The organism is Micromonospora sp. SYSU B005, from assembly GCF_055362685.1.
Genome location: NZ_JAXCFU010000008.1, coordinates 218,029 through 235,272 on the forward strand (window position 1 = coordinate 218,029; position 17,244 = coordinate 235,272).

Genomic DNA, 17,244 nt, shown 5'->3' on the forward strand with positions numbered 1-17,244 from the left:
CGACCCCGGTCCCTCCGGGAGCGTGGAACTCAGTAGCGGTAGTGGTCCGACTTGAACGGGCCCTCCGGGGAGACACCCAGGTAGGCGGCCTGCTCCTTGGTGAGCGTGGTCAGCTTCGCGCCGAGCGCGTCCAGGTGCAGCCGGGCGACCTTCTCGTCCAGGTGCTTGGGCAGCACGTAGACGCCGATCGGGTATTCGTCGGTCTTGGTGAACAGCTCGATCTGGGCGATCGTCTGGTTGGCGAACGAGTTCGACATCACGAAGCTCGGGTGGCCGGTGGCGTTGCCCAGGTTCAGCAGGCGGCCCTCGGACAGCACGATGATGGCGTGGCCGTCGTCGAAGCGCCACACGTCGACCTGCGGCTTGATGTTCTCCCGGGTCACGTCGCTGCGCTTGGCCAGACCGGCCATGTCGATCTCGTTGTCGAAGTGGCCGATGTTGCCCACGATGGCCTGGTGCTTCATCCGGGCCATGTGCTCGTTGGTGATGACGTCGAAGCAGCCGGTCGCGGTGATGAAGATGTCGGCCTGCTCCACCACGTCGTCGAGCGTGGCGACCTGGTAGCCGTCCATCGCCGCCTGCAGCGCGCAGATCGGGTCGACCTCGGTCACCACGACCCGGGCACCCTGACCGCGCAGCGACTCGGCGCAGCCCTTGCCCACGTCGCCGTAGCCCATGACGACGGCCATCTTGCCGCCGATCAGCACGTCGGTGGCGCGGTTGATGCCGTCGATGAGCGAGTGGCGGCAGCCGTACTTGTTGTCGAACTTGCTCTTGGTCACCGAGTCGTTGACGTTGATGGCCGGGAAGAGCAGCGTGCCGGCGCGGTGCATCTCGTAGAGCCGGTGCACGCCGGTGGTGGTCTCCTCGGTGACGCCCTTGATGCCGGCGGCGATCCGGGTCCAGCGCTGGCCGTCCTCGGCCAGCGAGCGGTGCAGCAGTTCGAGGATGACCGCGTACTCCTCGGAGTCGGCGGACTCGACCGGCGGCACGACGCCGGCCTTCTCGAACTCGGCGCCCTTGTGGACGAGCAGGGTGGCGTCGCCGCCGTCGTCCAGGATCATGTTCGGGCCCTGCCCGTCGGGCCACGCCAGCACCTGCTCGGTGCACCACCAGTATTCCGGCAGCGTCTCGCCCTTCCAGGCGTAGACCGGCACGCCCGCCGGGGCCTCCGGGGTGCCCTCGGGGCCGACCACGATCGCCGCGGCGGCGTGGTCCTGGGTGGAGAAGATGTTGCAGGACGCCCAGCGGACCTGCGCGCCGAGCGCGACCAGGGTCTCGATCAGGACGGCGGTCTGGACGGTCATGTGCAGCGAACCGGTGATGCGGGCGCCGGCCAGCGGCTGGGCCTCGGCGAACTCGCGCCGGATCGCCATCAGGCCGGGCATCTCGTGCTCGGCGAGCCGGATCTCCTTGCGCCCGAACGCGGCGAGCGACAGATCCGCCACCTTGTAGTCGCCCTCGGCGAGGGTGCTCGGCCGGGCCTGCGACGACGCGCCGCTGGAGGCCGCCGGGAGGGTGCTGGTCATGGAAGCTCCTGTCGAACGATGGTGGTGCGCAGCCTTCCACCTTACGCTCGCGGGCCACTCGACCCGTGCCCGGTTGGCCGACCGCGCAATCGGCCGGTCGGCGGACAGCGCACGGGGCGGTCGGCGGACAGCGCACGGGGCGGTCGGTCGTGAGCGGACTCTCCCACTCACGGCCCGGCCGCCCCGCGCATCCCCCCGGTTTGGTTCCCCCGCACGTCACCGGACCTTCGTCGCGACAACGCTGCGTACCCATAGAGTCACACCACGCAGGGTGACCGTCAAGCCGTTTCGGGAAAGTCGGACTTGTCCGGGTCAGTTCATGCCGCAAGTGGCGACGAACGCCTCGCCCGCCCCGCTCACCGCCAGCGGGCCACCGGCCGCCGTACCCACCGCGGCCTGACCCGCGTCCAGCGTCACCGACCCCACGCCGTCGTCGACCGTCAGCTTCCCGGCCCGGCAGAGCACCACCCGCGGCCCGGGCAGCGTCAGCCGCACACCAGCCGACCCGGCGGCCACCTCGACCCGGTGCAGCGCGAAGTCCTCCACCGGCACCGGCCAGGTCAGCACGCCCGGCTCCACCTGCTCCGGCCGCAGCACCGGCCGGGTCAGCACCTCGAACCGGAGCACCCGCAGCAACTCGTCCACGTCGACCCGCTTCGCGGTGAACCCGCCGCGCAGCACATTGTCGCTGGCCGCCATGATCTCCACGCCGGTGCCGCGCAGGTAGGCGTGCAGGTTCCCGGCCGGCATCCAGATGCCCTCGCCCGGCGACAGCCGGACATGGTGCAGCAGCAACGCCACCACCACGCCCGGGTCGGCCGGATAGCCGGCCGCCAGCGTGCGGACCAGTTCGGCGTCCGCCGAGGCCGGCCCGGCCTCCGCCGCCGCCAGCACGGCCGCCACCAGCCCGGCGCGCTCCGCCTGCGGCCAGCTCAACAGCAGGCGGACCGCCTCCCGCAGCCCCGCCGGCCCGTCCCGCAACGCCGCCACCACAGGTTCCAGCGCGGGTACGCCGAACGCGGCGATCGCCTCCGCCGACTCCCCGGGGTCGCGGAAGCCGCACAGCGCGTCGAACTCGGAGAGCGCCACCAGCAGCTCCGGCTTGTGGTACGGGTCCACGTAGTTGACCCGCCCCACGTCGGCGGCGTGCCCGGCGCGGGCCTGCTCGGCGTCCGGATGCGCCTGGAGACTCAGCGGCGAGTCGGCGGCGAGCACCTTCAGCAGGAACGGCAGCCGGGTGCCGAACCGGCCGACCAGCCGCTCACCCAGCCAGTGGCCCGGCTCGGCCACCAGCAGGTCGGTGAGGCTGACCGGCCGGCCGTCGCGCTGCACAGTGGCCGGGGCGCCCGGGTGGGCGCCCAGCCACAGCTCCGCCTCCGGCCCGTTGCTCGGCACCGGCCGCCCCTGCAACTCGGCGATCGCGGTGCGCGAGCCCCAGGCGTAGTCACGGATCCGGCCCTGCAACAACTCCATCGGTCAGCTCCCGGGCCGCCCGGCGACCTCGTCGGCCGCGTGCGTCCCACCGGTGGTCACGGCCTCCGGGACGGCGGTGTCCGCCGCCTGCCCGGTGCCGGCCTGCTCGGCGGCGGGCGAGTAGATGTCCGGCTCCAGGTAGATCACCCGGGCGGTCGGCACCTCACGCCGGATCCGCGCCTCGACCGCGTTGATGTCGCGGGCCAGGTCGTGGGCGGTCTCCCAGGCCGGCACCGCGATCTTCGCGGCCACCATCAACTCCTCCGGGCCGAGGTAGAGCGTCTTCATGTGGATGATCCGCTCGACCTCGGGACCGCTCGTCACGGCCTGCTCGATCTTCTCCAGCTCGCTCTGCTCGGCGCCCTCGCCGAGCAGGAGGCTCTTGGTCTCGATCGCCAGCGTGATCGCGATGATCACCAGCAGCACGCCGATCATCGCGGTGCCCGCGGCGTCCCACATGCCGTTGCCGGTGATCAGCGTCATGCCGACACCGAACAGCGCGAAGACCAGACCGACCAGGGCGCCGAAGTCCTCCAGCAGCACCACAGGCAGCTCCGGCGCCTTGGCGCGACGGATGAACCGGACCCAGGTCTGGTTGCCCCGGACCAGGTTCGACTCCTTGATCGCGGTACGGAAGGAGAAGCTCTCCATCACGATCGCCGCCACGAGCACCGCCACCGGCACCCACTGCCAGCTCTCGATCGGGTGCGGGTCGGACGCCTTGTGGTACGCCTCGTAGAGCGCGAACAGGCCACCGATGCTGAACAGCACGATCGCCACGATGAAGGCGTAGATGTAGCGCTCCCGGCCGTACCCGAACGGGTGCTGCGGCGTGGCCTGCCGCTTGGCCCGCCGGCCGCCGATCAGCAGCAGGCCCTGGTTACCCGAGTCGGCCACCGAGTGGATCGACTCGGCCAGCATCGACGACGAGCCGGTGAGGGCGAACGCGATGAACTTGGTGACGGCGATGCCGAGGTTCGCCGCCAGGGCGGCGACGATCGCCTTGGTGCCCCCGTTTGCGCTCATTCCCCGCCTCGCTCGATGCCCCGTGTGCTCACTGGTTAGCCAGCTCCTTCATCTCCGTGATGGCCGGTACCGCCATCGGGTCCAGCCCGTGTGCCAGGGCGAGGTAGATCGAGGCGAAGTCGGGGACCGCCACCAGCGACGCGAGCCGCTCCAGCGCGGAGCCGCCCTCGGCGGTCACCACGTCGCAGCGCACGCCGCGCCGCTCGGCGAGCGTCTGCACCGCGTCCGCGCGGCGCTCCTCGACCGCCAGCGGCTCGTCGGTGTCGTCGTCGGCGTTGAGCCCGCCGTCGCGCAGCAGCACCAGCCGCAGCCGGGTGCCGTCGGGCTCGTCGTCGCCCGGGTCGGCGAAGATGTCCCGCTCGCCCTCGGCCAGGCCGCCGAACACCCCGTCGAGCAGGCCGACGCGGCCCCGGCCCGCCTCGCCCAGCGCACCGGCGACCACCGGGTAGCGGGCGTTGGCGGACAGCGTGTCACCGAACCGCCGGGCGGCCACGGTGGCCAGCGGGGACGAACCCCACACGATCGGGATCGAACCGGACAGCCCCAGCGCCAGCGACTTCGCCGGGTTGACGAAGGACTCGGCGGTCGGCCGGCATCGATCGGCGTCGGCGTCCAGCCGGGCCGCCGTCTCGGCCAGATCCGCCTCGTTGACCTTCACGAGCCCGAGGGTACGGGCGGCCAGCAGAACCGGCACGGTGAGCGCCCAGAGGCTGGCCCGGGCCGGCGCGCGCCGGGGCACCGGGATGAACGGCGCCCGCGCCCGCTCCGCCACGGACTGGAGCTGCGAGTCGGGCGCGCCGACGGCGACCAGCCGGGCGCCGCGCCGGTGCGCCGCCTCGGCCGCGCCCAGCGCCTCCGGGCTGCGACCGGACGCGCTCACCGCGATGACCACGTCCGCCGCGCCCACCCAGCCCGGCACGCCGGCGCTGCGGTGCGGAATGACCGGCACCGGGCAGCGCGGCCCGGCGACGGTGGCCAGCACGTCACCGGTACGCCCGGCGGTGCCGATGCCGGCGATGACCACCGCGCGGGGTCGTCCGTCGTCGGCGAGCACCGTCAGGTTCGCCTCGGCGGCCAGCGCCGCCGACTCGCGCACCTGGGCGCCGGCGGACGCGGTGAACCGGAGCATGCCGCCCGGATCCCGCTCGGAGAGCTGCGCCGCGTCGTCCAGCAGGGCCTCGTCCGCGTGCCGGTGGCCGCTGACCCCGGCCGTACCCTCCATCACCGCGACGACCCGCCCCGCGCGTCGTCGGCGGCGGGTCCACCACGCGCCTCGTCCAGCAGGAGCACCGGGACGTCGTCCCGGACCTCGAAGATGCGACCGCACTCGGTGCAGGTGAGCGTCTGCGCCTGCGCGTCGTAGTCGAGCGGGGCGTGGTGCGTGTCCGGGCAGGCGAGGATGTCGAGCAACTGCGGGTCCAGGGCCACGGCGCGGCTCCTTCCACGTATGCGGTCTCACCGGTCGGCGGTGCCGATCGGCGCACGCGATCTTATCGGCCGAGCGGCCCCGGCACCGGGCCCCGTTCGGCCCCGGTGTTCCGTCCTCCGGTCGGGCAGGTGGCGGCTACCGGGTCACGGCATGACCACCCACCGTCACGGTAACCCCGGGAGCGGGTCGGGTTCCGGCTCAGTCCGGCAAGCGGGGCAAGACGCTCGTCGCGTCCCCGGCGGGCGGGGCCGGTGGCGTCGGGGCGGACGCGGGCGCGCCGTACACGTTGCCGGCCGGGCGGGTCGGCGTCGCGCCCCCGTACACCGTGGGGGCCGGCCCGGGCGTGCCGGAGCGGTAGGTGGTGGTGCTGCGCGGCAGCGGGACCGGCGGGAGGCCGGCATCCGCGCCGTCACCGCTGCGGTCGGCGCGGTTGCGGCGCAGCAGCAGGACGATGAGGGCGGCGCCGACCAGCACCAGCCCGATACCGAACCACATGATCATGGAACCTCCGAACGACGAGTCGTCGGCCGCGGCGGTGGCCGGGGCGACGGCGGCGGCGACCGGCGACGTGTCGGTCGCCTCGGCCGCCGTGGTCTCGCTCGCGCTGGGCGTCGGCGAGGGCTTACGGGACGGGGTGGGGCTCGGCGTCGCCGCGCCCACCAGCCGGGCCGACCCGCCGGCCCGGCCGAGCACGTCGCCGTTCGCGGCGCTCGCCTCACCGGCCAGCTCCAGCCGGCCGCCGACGGTCCCGGCCAGGAAGGACACCCGGTAACGCACGGTGACGCCCTTGCCCTTGCACAGCGGCCGGTCGACCGGCGCCACCGCGGCGGTGGCGACGGCGCCGCCGTCCCCGGAGACCTGCACCGGCACCCATCGGCCGCCGGACGCCACCTGCACCCGGACCCGGTCGGCCCGCAGGCCCTCCAGCCGGAGCCCGACAGCGGTACGCAACTGCACGCAGCCGTCCGTCCGCTTGCGCACCTCGACCGCCACCGTTCCGGGCGGCCCACCGGCGGTGAAGCTCTTCGCCGCGCGCAGTCCCACCCGGTCGTCCCGGGCCGACGCCGGTGACGCCGGGACGGCGATCAGGCCGCCCAGCAGCGCGCCGACCATGGCCCACCGCGCCGCGTGCCGCCCTGCCGACATCTCCACCTCACCGTTGCGTCCGGACCGGATCCGCCGGTCAGGTTACTACCGGCCCCTCCGGGCACCCGCGCATCGAGCACGCCACATGTGTGCAGCGCCACGCGATCACCGCCCGCCCAGGTCACCGCCCGACGCGCCTGCATCGGCGAGCGCCCGCCGGCACAGCCGGTCGGCCGTCCGGGTGGTCTCCGGCAGCCGGTACCGGGGCGTCAGAGCCAGTACCCGCTCCACCGCGTCGTCCAACCCCATCCGGTGCCCGACGCTCACGAAGACCGGCCGGACACCGTCCTGAGTCCGCAGTACCCGCCCGACCACCTCGCCGCCGTCGCACAGGTCGGCGCTGTCCCCACGCTCGGGACCGGGACCCGTCCACGAGCCGACGAGCGGCGTCTTGCCCACCCCGATCGTCGGCAGCCCGGTCACCAGGCCCACGTGGCAGGCCAGCCCGAACCGGCGCGGGTGCGCCAGGCCGTGCCCGTCACAGACCAGCAGCTCGGGACGGACCGTGAGCCGGTCCAGCGCGGCGAGCAGCGCCGGCATCTCGCGGAACGCGAACAGCCCCGGCACGTACGGGAAGGCGGGCCGCCCCACGCACACCGCCTCGTCCACCACGTCGAGGGTAGCCCCGTCGAGGACCGTGACGGCCGCCGCGAGCAGGTCACCGTCCTGCGCGTACGCCACGTCCAAGCCGGCCACCGTCGCGGGCGCGGCAGGACCGGGCCCGACCAGGTCCACCCGGGACCGCAACTCCTCCTGTACGCGTCGCGCCTCCGCCACGTCGGCGGGCGGCACGTAGGGCACGGGTGGGCCGTCGGTGGAGGGCATGGCGTTCCCGGTCGCTGTCAGGAGGCGATGGAGGCGATGGTGGGGTCGGCGGCGGCGTCACCGGCCTGCTGGAGCTGCTCCTCGAACATCACGAAGGTCCGCCGCCGGATCCCCTTGATCAGCGCGGCTTCCTCCGCGGTGAACGGTCGTCTCTCCGCGACGGCGGGAGCCTCGAGCGCCCGGACCGTCTCGTAGAGCGCAAAGACCGGCCCCTCTCCGCTCAAGCTCAGCCCGCGCTCTTCTTCGACCCGCTGCACGAACCGCTCAGGCGAGAGCACAAAAATTTCCTGCTCCCTGGCGAAGAGGATCTCGTCGATGATGTCGTTCGCGGGTCGCCAGCCGCCCGTGGTTCGGTCGAGCCGCCACGCGGCCAGGCCGCCGTCGGCCGTCGGAACGAATTTCACCGGATTGTCGTAGTAGTCGTAGTAGCCCGCGAGGCCGAGTCCAGCCACTGCATCCGTCACTGCCGCTCACCGTTCAAGGTCGTTTGAAGCGCGGCCCAGAAGTATTCACGCTGCCGACGGACGATGCCCTTCCGGATCGCTACCTCCGTGGCAGACAGGCTACGGGTCTCGCTCCTGGGAACTGCCTCCAGGTCACGCCAGACTTCAAACAACGAGTGCTCCCACTCCGCCACCGCATCAAGCGCCGCCAGATGAAGACGGAACTCACCGATGTGCCCAGTCGAGGTCTGCACCATGAACTGAATATCTCGGTATCCGCTGTCCTGAGGCTCCCGAAAGCGATCGCTGAATTCCGCCACCTGGAAACGAGGGTTGTTGCTCAGTTCGGCCAGCCCGGCATACAGGTCGTCAAGCGTCTGGTAGGCGACCCTCCCTGCAGCAAGGTCGCGGAGGCGAGCAGCGTTGCCGCCATTCCGTTCGATCTTGTCCTCAGCTCGAACGCGATCCTTCGGTCCGGGTCGTGGCTTGTACTCTGCCCCGTTTGCCGACAGACCGGCCAGCTCACGCCCTAGCGAGTCAAGTTCGCGCTGAGCGGTCACCGCCTCCTGGTACAGGTGATCCAGATACTGCTTGCGATACGCGAGATCGCCGGAGCGTGATTTGTCAAAGCTCGGCTGGACAGCCACCGGGCGTTCGCCGTCGAAGCGACTGCTCACCTGTATCTGGTGCAGACTTAGCGGGGTCGGCTCGATCGAAGGTGTGGGTGCCATGGCAGCGGCCTCGGGGCCGCGGTGTCGTATCTCCACCAGCACGTCATTCAACACGTCGATGGCCTGCTGGTGGCTGGCCAGGTGATGCAGGGTCAGCGGCCGGGCGGTGAGCGAGTTGGCGAGTTCCGGTGTCGCCAGGATCATCCGGACCAGGTCGGGCCGCTCAGCGAGCTGCCGCACCAACCTCTCGGCCAGCAACTCCTCGCGTCGCGGCGGCGCCTCCCAGCTCTGGTCGAGCATCCGCTGCACGCGCGGGTCGGCGAACAAGCGGGTGAGGTCGGCCGCACCGCTCTCGTCCAGCCCCGGTACGAGCCGGCGCAACGTCGACACGTCGGCGTGCTGGGCCAACTCGACGGGCGTCACGCCGGCGGCGAAGGCGGCGTCGAGGTTCCCGCTCTCCGCCAGCGCGTCGCGCACGTAGAGCCCGGCCGCGATCCGGTCGGCGTGTGCCCGCCGGTGATCCTCGCGTACCCGGTCGGGTTCCGGCTCGACGGGCGGCGCGCCGCCCGGCATCGGTCCGTCGGCGCGGCGGTGGATGGTCGTGGACTCGCCGAGCAGGTGGACGTGGTTGAAGTCCGGGACGGGTCCGTCGGCGATCGGCGGCGGGGCCGGCGGCCGTGGCGGCGCCGGGCGGGGCAGCGGCTCGGGCAGGACGTTGTAGGTGCCGGGTGGGCGGCCGACGAGCGGCATCGGCCGGCCGTCCGGGCCGAGCACCAGAGCGTCGACGCCGACCACGTTGCCGCGGGCCGGACGGCCGCTGTGGTGGTAGATCGGCCGGTCCGCCACCTCGCCCGTCTGCGGGTCGAGGAAGAGGATCGTGCCGTTCTGGTTCAACGCCACCCACGCGTGCGATCCGCCGCCCTCGAAGCTGGTGATGAGGAACGCGTAACTGCCGTGGCCGCCCGACGCCAGCTGCGCGTACAGGTCCCGGTAACCGCCGTCCACCAACAGCTGCCGCTCCCGGCCGGTGACACCGGGCCGGTCCGGCGGGCAGAGGTTCTGGAACCGGCCGCCGGTCGTCTGCTCGACGCGAAGCGGTCCGTCCGCCTCCCCGCCCACCGGCCGGTTCACGTCGCCGTTCAGGTAGCCGTCGAACGTACGCGGCGCCGCGACGCGCGGCCGTCCGTGAACCCAGGTCTCGAACAGCGACAGCGTGCAGTCGAGGCAGTTGATCCCCCGGGTCGCGTCGGCCGCCGGTCCGCCGTCGTTCGCGAGGCGGAACCATCTGCCGCGCCGGGGATCGGCGGTACGGGTCACGCTGCCGTCGGGGTTGCGGGGCATCTGCCGTTCGAGGTCGGTCTGGTGCAGCGCCAGCGGAGGCCGGAGCCCTCCCCGGCGGCCGTAGGGCCGGGACCTGTCGATCGGCTCGGGGTGCCCGTGACCGGTGAGCGCGGAGTGGTCGGCCGTCTCCACCGCGCCGACGGCCAGGTCCGCCACGTCGTCGTTGATGCGGTAGAAGTCGAGGTCGTCCTCGACCATCACCTCCTGCGGAACGAGCCTGCCGGCCAGGACGTGCCGCGCCTCCTCGCGCAGGTCGGCTGCCTCCAGGGCGGCCTCGTGCGACTCCCGGTGCCATCGTTCGGCCGCCAAGGTCCGGCCGGCTCGTCGCAGCTCCACGGCCTGCGCGGCCCAGTCACTGGCCCGTTCCTCGTGGTACGTGGCGCGCTCATGCAGCCAGTCGGCTCTGGTCTCACGTCGACGGTCCTCGAACCAGGTCCGCTGGGACTGCAGGTGACCGTGGTAGCGGCGTCTGTCGAACGACTCCCTGTCGGCTACCAGCCGTGCGGCGCGCTCGCGGATCGTTCGCAGGTCGGGAGGCGGTGGGTCGAGCCGGCTCGGGTCGGGACCTGGAAAGTCCGCGGACGGCCGGGGCGGTGCCAGGGACTCCAGCAGGGGGAAGCGGGGGTTCGGAATCGGGCGCGGATCCGGGCCGGGCAGGCCTGGGAACGGTGCCGCATGCGGTTGCGGTGACGGCGTGGACACCGGCATCGAAGGTCCATGGCCGGGGCCGGTCCGGTCCGACAACGGCGGCGCCGCCACATGCGCATGGTCAGTGGTGGACGGGGAGAGCGTGGCCGGTGCCGCTCCCGCCTGTACGGGGGTCGACGGTGGCGGGGCGTTGTCGATCGGCGCCGTCACCGGACCTACGCCGTTGTGGACTCCGGACGCGATCGGCGGGGGCGTGGCGACGGGCGCGTCCGTGATCACCGAGGACAACGTGGGGCTCGTGGTGACCGCCGGACGTGCCTCGTCGTGCGGGACGACATCGCTGTGCGGCGGCGTCGTGGGATCCGGCGCCGGGCGGGGCAGGTCCACGGCGAGCGGGTGCGGACCGGCGGCTTGGGGCGTGACGTGTGAGGGTGTCGCGGGAACGGCGCCGGCGATCGTGCCGCTGCCCTGGACGATCGGCTCGGCGACCCGCTGGGCCGGGATCAGCCCGACGGGATCGGCGGCGACCGGCACGTCCAGGCCGACCGGGGACACCGTCAACCCGCTCAGCTGCCCGTCGAGGCGGCGTTGCAGTGCCGAGTCCGCCTGGTTCGTGGCGGACCCGCTTGCGCCGGAGGCGGCGGCGCGCGCCAGATCCTCCAGCGACGGCCCTTGGCCGGTCGCCAGACCCGCAGCGGTCTCGGCGAGCGTCTCCCCGCCCATCTCCCGCCCGAACCGCTCGGCGATCTCCGCGAACGGCCCGTTGGCGTGCCGGCCCAGCCCGGCCAGCGGCGCGACCGCACCGCCGGCGAATCCGCCGAGAGCCGACGTGCTCACGTCGGTCAGGTCGAGGCCGTCCCTCCGGCCGGTGGAGTTCTGGTACGCCTGCGTGCCGAGGCTTGTGCCCGCTTCCTGACCGGCCTCCAGCAGACCGCCGATCGCGGCCCGGCGGGCCAGCTTGCGGGCACCGGACTTGGCCGCCTCTTTCGCGGCCCGTTCGCCCGCCTCCTTGAGGCCCTGCTTGACCGCCTTGCGGGCGAGCTGAGCCACCAGCCGCTTGAAGATCTGCTGCACCACGACCCGCGTGGCGGTGATCGCGGCGGCCGCCGCCGGTGAGGCGGCGCCCAGGGTGAGCACCGTCGCGACGGCCAGGGACAGCAACTCGATGACCAGGATGCCCAGCTCGATCCAGGCTTCCAGCTTCGCGCCCTCGATGTCGCAGCCGCAGGAGTCGACCAGACGCGCCAGCTCATCGGTCGCCGCGACCAGGACGTGCAGCGGCGCGTCCTCACCTTCGGCGAGCTTGTGCCACGCCGTGTCGAACGCGCCGGCGACCAGGCCGACTCCCCCGTACCCGCTCTTCACCTCGCCGGCGGCGGTGATCGCGTCGTCGCGCGGACGGGTCACGACGCCTGCCACGCCGTACCACTGGTCGGCCAGGTCCCAGACGGCGCGCTCGTCGCCCTCCGGCCATTCGACGCCGACCACCCAGTCGAGCGCCTCGTAGATCCAGCCGGGCAGGTCCCACGGGCAGAAGTCGAGCGGGTGCGGGATCGGGCTGGGCAGCATGCTCACGCGCGGGTCCTCCGGTGGTCAGCGCCGGGGCCGATGGGGGTTGTGCCCTTGCTGCGGGATCGTCCCGAGGTCACGGGCGTTGCTGAGGTCCGTCTCCACTGTGGCCGTGACCGAGCGGACGACGTCCGACCCGAGCACCTCCAGTGACCGGCCGAGAAGCTCCCACGCGCGCAGCAGCGTCTCGGCGTAGCCCTGGTAGTGCTTGTCGAACGCGGCGCCGATGTCGTCGCGGCCCCAGGGCCGCTGGGCGCTCGCGGCGGCGATCGGCTCGCCGGTCTCCCGCCGGGCCGCACTCACCGCCCGCCCTGACAGCGCCAGGTCGGCGCCGCCGCGGCGGGCCCGGTCCGGGTCCAGCCAGATCTCTCCCCCGGCCACCTGTCACTCGCCGCGGGCCAGCACGGAGTCGGCCCGGCCGAGCAGCGCGCCGAAGTCGTGGGTGCGCAGGAACTCGACCGACGGCGAGCCCGGCGGCAGGTAGCCGGCGACAAGCTCGCGGGTGGCGGTGGTAGCCGCGGTGGAGGCACGCAGCACGGTTTCGGTGATCTTCCGGCTCAGCGCCCGGGCGTCCCGGTCGTGGAACGCCGCCGGGCTCACCTCGACGCTGATCAGCTCGCCTCGCGCGCCGACGATCGCGGTCACCTGACCGTCGTCGGAGCGTTCGGTGACCCGCAGGTCGGCCAGCTTGGTCTGGAGTTCGTCCAGACCGGACCGCAAGCGCTGGTATTGGCCGTACACCTCGTCGAATCGCGCTCGTAGTGCACGGTTCGCATCCCGGTCCGCACTCTCGGCCACCGTCGCTCCCCTTCCGTCACCGTGGGTAGGGCCGACCATACCGGGTGCCACGAAATCCGTGGGGTCCGGTAATTTCAGGTGGTGATCGAGCGACAGCAGGCCGAGCAGATCGCCTCGGTGTGGGCCCGGCGGGACTCCGACCGCCTCGGTTTTCCCTGCACGCCGGAGGTCGAGGAGTTCGACCTGGGCTACGTGGTGAGTTCCATCGTGTCCACCGAGGCCCGGGCGCTCCCCGGCGACCTGCCGACCACTGTCATCGACAAGGAGACCGGCGAGGTGTCCACGTGGCCGCGGGTGCCGGCCGCGGCGGTCGAGCGGATGTACCGGCAGCGACGTCCGGCCGAACCGCGCCCGCCGCGTACCGTCGATCCGGCCGCCCAACTGCTGCGTGAGCTGACCCGCCTGCCCACGCCCGGCGCGGCGGCGCACCTCACCGTCGACGGCCGGCAGCACGTCGCGCAAGGCGCGAAGGGCGAGATCGAGGTACGCCACCACCCGCTGGTGCAGTCCTATCTGGACGAACTACCCGCGGGGCAACTGGTACGCGGCGGGGAGCGGCACGCCGAGATGATCGTCGTCTCGGACGCGCTCTACGAGCACGACCACCGTCGCGCCGCCGAAGGTCTGCCGCCGCTGTCCATCGAGGACACGCGCGACCTGCTCGGCAGCAGCCGGATCGAGAGCTTCCGCGTCCGCGAACCCGGCGACCCCTCGGGCGGCCCGGCCGAGTTGCGCTGCGAGTCGTGCATCAGGTTCCTCGTGCACGTCAACGTGCTGCCCTGGCCGGAGCTGGCCCTCGCCGAGGAGTGGCAGTCCGAGCCCCAGACGCCTCCCGAGCCCGGCCGGTTTCCCGCCGAGGTGGCGAACGCGCTCGTGATCGCCGGTTGGCGGCCGCACTTCGGCGACGAGGTGTCCGCCGCCACCTCGGTCCGCAAGGTCAGCGAGGTCCGGGGCGCGCAGCACGCCCACGCGACCTTCCCGGCCGCGCTGGCGACGCTCACGGCCTTTCCCGGGCTGGTCACCGCGCGCCAGGGCCCCGGTGAAGCGGTCTGGATCTCGCGCTTCGAGGTGCGACCACGGAAGGTGGCGCACACCGCGGACTCCCTCGCCGACTTCGCCGCCGTCCTGGGCGCCCGTCTGTTCCCGCTCGGCAGCGAGCGTCAGGAGAGCATCCTCGCGGTCGACGAGCACGGCCGCGTCTTCGCCCTCGACCAGGCCGGCGAGTGGTTCCTCGGCGCCGACATCGACGCCGCCCTCACCACCCTGCTGCTCGGCCGCGCCCCCGCCCGGGTCCGCGACGACGGCACCTGGTGAGCGTGCGGGCGATCAGAGGGCCACGCCGGTCAGCACCGTGACGCGCGGCTCGGTGTAGTCGTCCATCGCGCTGCGCAGCCCTTCCCGCCCGACTCCGGAGCCCTTCATACCGCCGTACGGCATCTGGTCGGCCCGGTACGACGGCACGTCCCCGACGATCACGCCGCCGACCTCAAGCGTGCGGGCGGCGTCGAACGCCACGTCGAGCCGGTGGGTGAAGACGCCGGCCTGGAGCCCGTACGCCGAGTCGTTGACGGCGGCGAACGCGGCCCGGTCGTTCGCGACCGGAGCGACCACCAGCACCGGTCCGAACACCTCCTCGGCGCACACCTTCGCGTCGGCCGGCACGCCACTGAGCACTGTGGGCGGGTAGGTGGCGCCGTCGCGCCGCCCGCCGGTCTCGATGACGGCGCCGGCGGCGACCGCCTCGTCCACCCAGGTCTCGACGCGCTGCGCCGCCTCGACCGACACCAGCGGGCCGACGTCGGTCAGCTCGGATCGCGGGTCGCCGGTGCGCAGCGCCTGCACCGCCGCGACGAGCCGGGGCAGGAAGCCGTCGTAGAGCCATTCGTGCACGTAGACCCGCTGCACCGCGATGCACGACTGCCCGGCCTGGTAGTTGGAGAACGTGGCGATGCGGTGCGCGGCGAAGGTCAGGTCCTCGTCCGCCGCCCAGTCCTCGCAGATGACCGCCGCGGCGTTGCCTCCGAGTTCCAGCGTGACGTGCTTGTCCGGGGCGGCCCGGCGGATGGCCGCGCCGACCGGTCCGGAGCCGGTGAACGACACCACCGGCAGCCGCGGGTCGGTGACCAGTTCGGCGGCGCGCTCGTTCGGCAGCGGCAGCACCGAGAACATGCCCTCGGGCAGGTCGGTCTCGGCCAGGATCTCGCCGAGCAGCAGCGCGGTGAGCGGGGTGGCCGGTGCGGGCTTGACCACGATCGGGGTGCCGACGGCGAGCGCCGGGGCGACCTTGTGGGCGACCAGGTTGAGCGGGAAGTTGAACGGGGTGATGCCGAGCACCGGGCCGCGCGGCACGCGCCGGACCAGGGCGATCCGGCCGGTGGCGGCGGGGTCGGTGTCGAGTCGTTGCAGTTCGCCGGAGAAGCGGCGGGCCTCCTCGGCGGCCCAGCGGAAGGTGGAGATCGCGCGTCCCACCTCGGCCTTCGCCCATTTGACCGGCTTGCCGTTCTCGGCGGTGATCAGCGCGGCGACCTCGTCGGCCCGCTCGGCAAGCCGGCGGGAGACGTGGTCCAGGGCCGCAGCGCGGGCGTGCGCGGGCAGGGCCGCGGCCTCCGCCGCCACCCGGGCGGCGCCCGCGACGGCGGCTTCGACCTGGTCGGCCGTGGCGAGCGTGGTACGCCCCACCGGCTGTCCGTCGTACGGGTGGGTGACTGTCAGCTCGTCCTCGCCGTGGGCGGGGCGACCGGCGACGTAGAAGGCTCTCGGCTCCACGACCGGCAGCCTAGACCACAGGTGCCCACGCGGAAACAGTTGCTCAAACCCTTGTCTGCCTCGGATTTAGTAGCCAAGATGGCAGTCAGATTGCGATAACCTCCGCTGACCCTCCTCCCGGCCACCTTCTCGGAGACTTCTGATGAGCGACCAGCAGCAGCTGCGCAACTTCGTCAACGGCGAGTACGTCGACCCGGTGGACGGCGGCTACGCCGACCTGATCGACCCGTGCACCGGCGAGGTCTTCGCCCAGGCCCCGGTCTCCGGCACGGCGGACGTGGACGCGGCGATGAAGGCCGCCTCCGCCGCGTTCGAGACCTGGCGGGACGCCACGCCGGCCGAGCGGCAGCGGGCGCTGCTGAAGTTCGCCGACGCGGTGGAGTCGCGGGCCGCCGAGCTGGTCGACGCGGAGGTCCGCAACACCGGCAAGCCCCGGCAGCTCACCGCCGACGAGGAGCTGCCGCCCGCGGTGGACGAGCTGCGCTTCTTCGCCGGGGCGGCCCGCCTGCTGGAGGGGCGCTCGGCCGGTGAGTACATGGCCGGGCACACCTCGTACGTGCGGCGCGAGCCGATCGGCGTCTGCGCCCAGGTGACGCCCTGGAACTACCCGCTGATGATGGCGGTCTGGAAGATCGCCCCGGCGCTGGCGGCGGGTAACGCGGTGGTGCTGAAGCCGTCGGACACCACGCCGGTGTCGACGCTGCTGCTGGCCGAGATCGCCGCCGAGCACCTGCCCCCTGGTGTGTTCAACGTGGTCTGCGGCGACCGCGACACCGGCCGTACGCTGGTGTCCCACCCGACCCCGCAGCTCGTGTCGATCACCGGCTCGACCCGCGCGGGCATGGAGGTCGCCGCCGCGGCGGCGCCGGACCTGAAGCGGACGCACCTGGAGCTGGGCGGCAAGGCCCCGGTGGTGATCTTCGACGACGCGGACGTGGCGGCGGCGGCCGAGGCGATCGCGATGGGCGGCTACTTCAACGCCGGTCAGGACTGCACGGCGGCGACCCGCGTGCTCACCGGTCCGGGCATCCACGAGGACTTCGTGGCCGCGCTGACCGAGCAGGCCCGTAACACCCGCACCGGCGCGCCGGACGACGCCGACGTGCTCTACGGTCCGCTGAACAACGCCAACCAGCTCGCCCGGGTGAGCGGCTTCGTGGACCGGCTGCCGGACCACGCGAACGTCACCACCGGCGGCGCCCGGGTCGGCGAGCGCGGCTTCTTCTACGCCCCGACGGTGGTCTCGGGCGTACGCCAGACCGACGAGATCATCCAGGACGAGGTGTTCGGGCCGGTCATCACCGTGCAGCGCTTCTCCGACGAGGACGAGGCGGTGCGCTGGGCCAACGGCGTGGACTACGGCCTGTCCGCCTCGGTGTGGACGCGCGACCACGGCCGGGCCATGCGGATGACGCGTCGGCTGGACTTCGGCTGCGTCTGGGTGAACACGCACATCCCGTTCGTCTCGGAGATGCCGCACGGCGGCTTCAAGCACTCCGGCCACGGCAAGGACCTGTCGGTCTACAGCCTGGAGGACTACACCCGGGTCAAGCACGTCATGCACAACATCGAGGGCTGAT

The 17,244-nt window shown here is 72.8% G+C and carries 14 protein-coding genes; 2 read left to right on the forward strand and 12 right to left on the reverse strand.

Annotation, left to right across the window (positions count from 1 at the left end):
* Positions 1-29: 29 nt before the first annotated feature.
* From ahcY to SM452_RS20045, 11 genes are all read right to left on the reverse strand, one after another.
* Positions 30-1,529, reverse strand: coding sequence for an adenosylhomocysteinase (gene ahcY, locus SM452_RS19995; protein ID WP_135243445.1), 1,500 nt, complete (start codon positions 1,527-1,529; stop codon positions 30-32).
* Between the two features lie 312 nt (positions 1,530-1,841).
* On the reverse strand, positions 1,842-3,002 hold the full coding sequence (gene manA / locus SM452_RS20000) for a mannose-6-phosphate isomerase, class I (RefSeq protein ID WP_355506496.1): 1,161 nt from the start codon (positions 3,000-3,002) through the stop codon (positions 1,842-1,844).
* Positions 3,003-3,005: 3 nt separating this feature from the next.
* Positions 3,006-4,028 (reverse strand): cation diffusion facilitator family transporter, encoded by a 1,023-nt coding sequence (locus SM452_RS20005; protein ID WP_355506498.1) that lies wholly within the window; start codon positions 4,026-4,028, stop codon positions 3,006-3,008.
* Positions 4,029-4,056: 28 nt separating this feature from the next.
* On the reverse strand, positions 4,057-5,253 hold the full coding sequence (locus tag SM452_RS20010; protein ID WP_262012440.1) for an SIS domain-containing protein: 1,197 nt from the start codon (positions 5,251-5,253) through the stop codon (positions 4,057-4,059).
* On the reverse strand, positions 5,250-5,456 hold the full coding sequence (locus SM452_RS20015; protein WP_013284195.1) for a Trm112 family protein: 207 nt from the start codon (positions 5,454-5,456) through the stop codon (positions 5,250-5,252). Before SM452_RS20015 ends, SM452_RS20010 begins: the two co-directional genes overlap by 4 nt.
* A 199-nt stretch (positions 5,457-5,655) precedes the next feature.
* Positions 5,656-6,603 carry a hypothetical protein gene (locus tag SM452_RS20020; protein ID WP_463840471.1) on the reverse strand — a complete coding sequence of 316 codons (948 nt, stop codon included), beginning with the start codon at positions 6,601-6,603 and terminating at the stop codon, positions 5,656-5,658.
* A 105-nt stretch (positions 6,604-6,708) separates the two neighbouring features.
* Positions 6,709-7,428 carry a deoxyribonuclease V gene (nfi, locus tag SM452_RS20025; protein WP_355506503.1) on the reverse strand — a complete coding sequence of 240 codons (720 nt, stop codon included), beginning with the start codon at positions 7,426-7,428 and terminating at the stop codon, positions 6,709-6,711.
* A 17-nt stretch (positions 7,429-7,445) separates the two neighbouring features.
* On the reverse strand, positions 7,446-7,892 hold the full coding sequence (locus SM452_RS20030) for a hypothetical protein (RefSeq protein WP_463840472.1): 447 nt from the start codon (positions 7,890-7,892) through the stop codon (positions 7,446-7,448).
* Positions 7,889-12,100, reverse strand: coding sequence for a toxin glutamine deamidase domain-containing protein (locus tag SM452_RS20035; protein WP_463840501.1), 4,212 nt, complete (start codon positions 12,098-12,100; stop codon positions 7,889-7,891). Before SM452_RS20035 ends, SM452_RS20030 begins: the two co-directional genes overlap by 4 nt.
* A 24-nt stretch (positions 12,101-12,124) precedes the next feature.
* Positions 12,125-12,481 carry a hypothetical protein gene (locus SM452_RS20040; protein ID WP_135243437.1) on the reverse strand — a complete coding sequence of 119 codons (357 nt, stop codon included), beginning with the start codon at positions 12,479-12,481 and terminating at the stop codon, positions 12,125-12,127.
* A 3-nt stretch (positions 12,482-12,484) separates the two neighbouring features.
* Entirely contained in the window at positions 12,485-12,898 is a 414-nt protein-coding gene (locus SM452_RS20045) for a YbaB/EbfC family nucleoid-associated protein (RefSeq protein WP_135243436.1), read from the reverse strand.
* 78 nt (positions 12,899-12,976) lie between these two features.
* On the opposite strand from SM452_RS20045, the gene SM452_RS20050 reads away from it, so the two are divergent.
* A complete protein-coding gene (locus SM452_RS20050; RefSeq protein WP_436798864.1) occupies positions 12,977-14,212 on the forward strand; it encodes an SUKH-3 domain-containing protein in 1,236 nt (411 codons plus the stop codon).
* Between the two features lie 12 nt (positions 14,213-14,224).
* On the opposite strand, the gene SM452_RS20055 is transcribed toward SM452_RS20050, so the two are convergent.
* Positions 14,225-15,664 (reverse strand): aldehyde dehydrogenase family protein, encoded by a 1,440-nt coding sequence (locus tag SM452_RS20055; protein ID WP_463840473.1) that lies wholly within the window; start codon positions 15,662-15,664, stop codon positions 14,225-14,227.
* A 142-nt stretch (positions 15,665-15,806) separates the two neighbouring features.
* Between SM452_RS20055 and SM452_RS20060 the strand changes: the two genes are divergently transcribed.
* Positions 15,807-17,243 (forward strand): gamma-aminobutyraldehyde dehydrogenase, encoded by a 1,437-nt coding sequence (locus SM452_RS20060; RefSeq protein ID WP_262012448.1) that lies wholly within the window; start codon positions 15,807-15,809, stop codon positions 17,241-17,243.
* The last annotated feature ends 1 nt before the right edge of the window (position 17,244 follow it).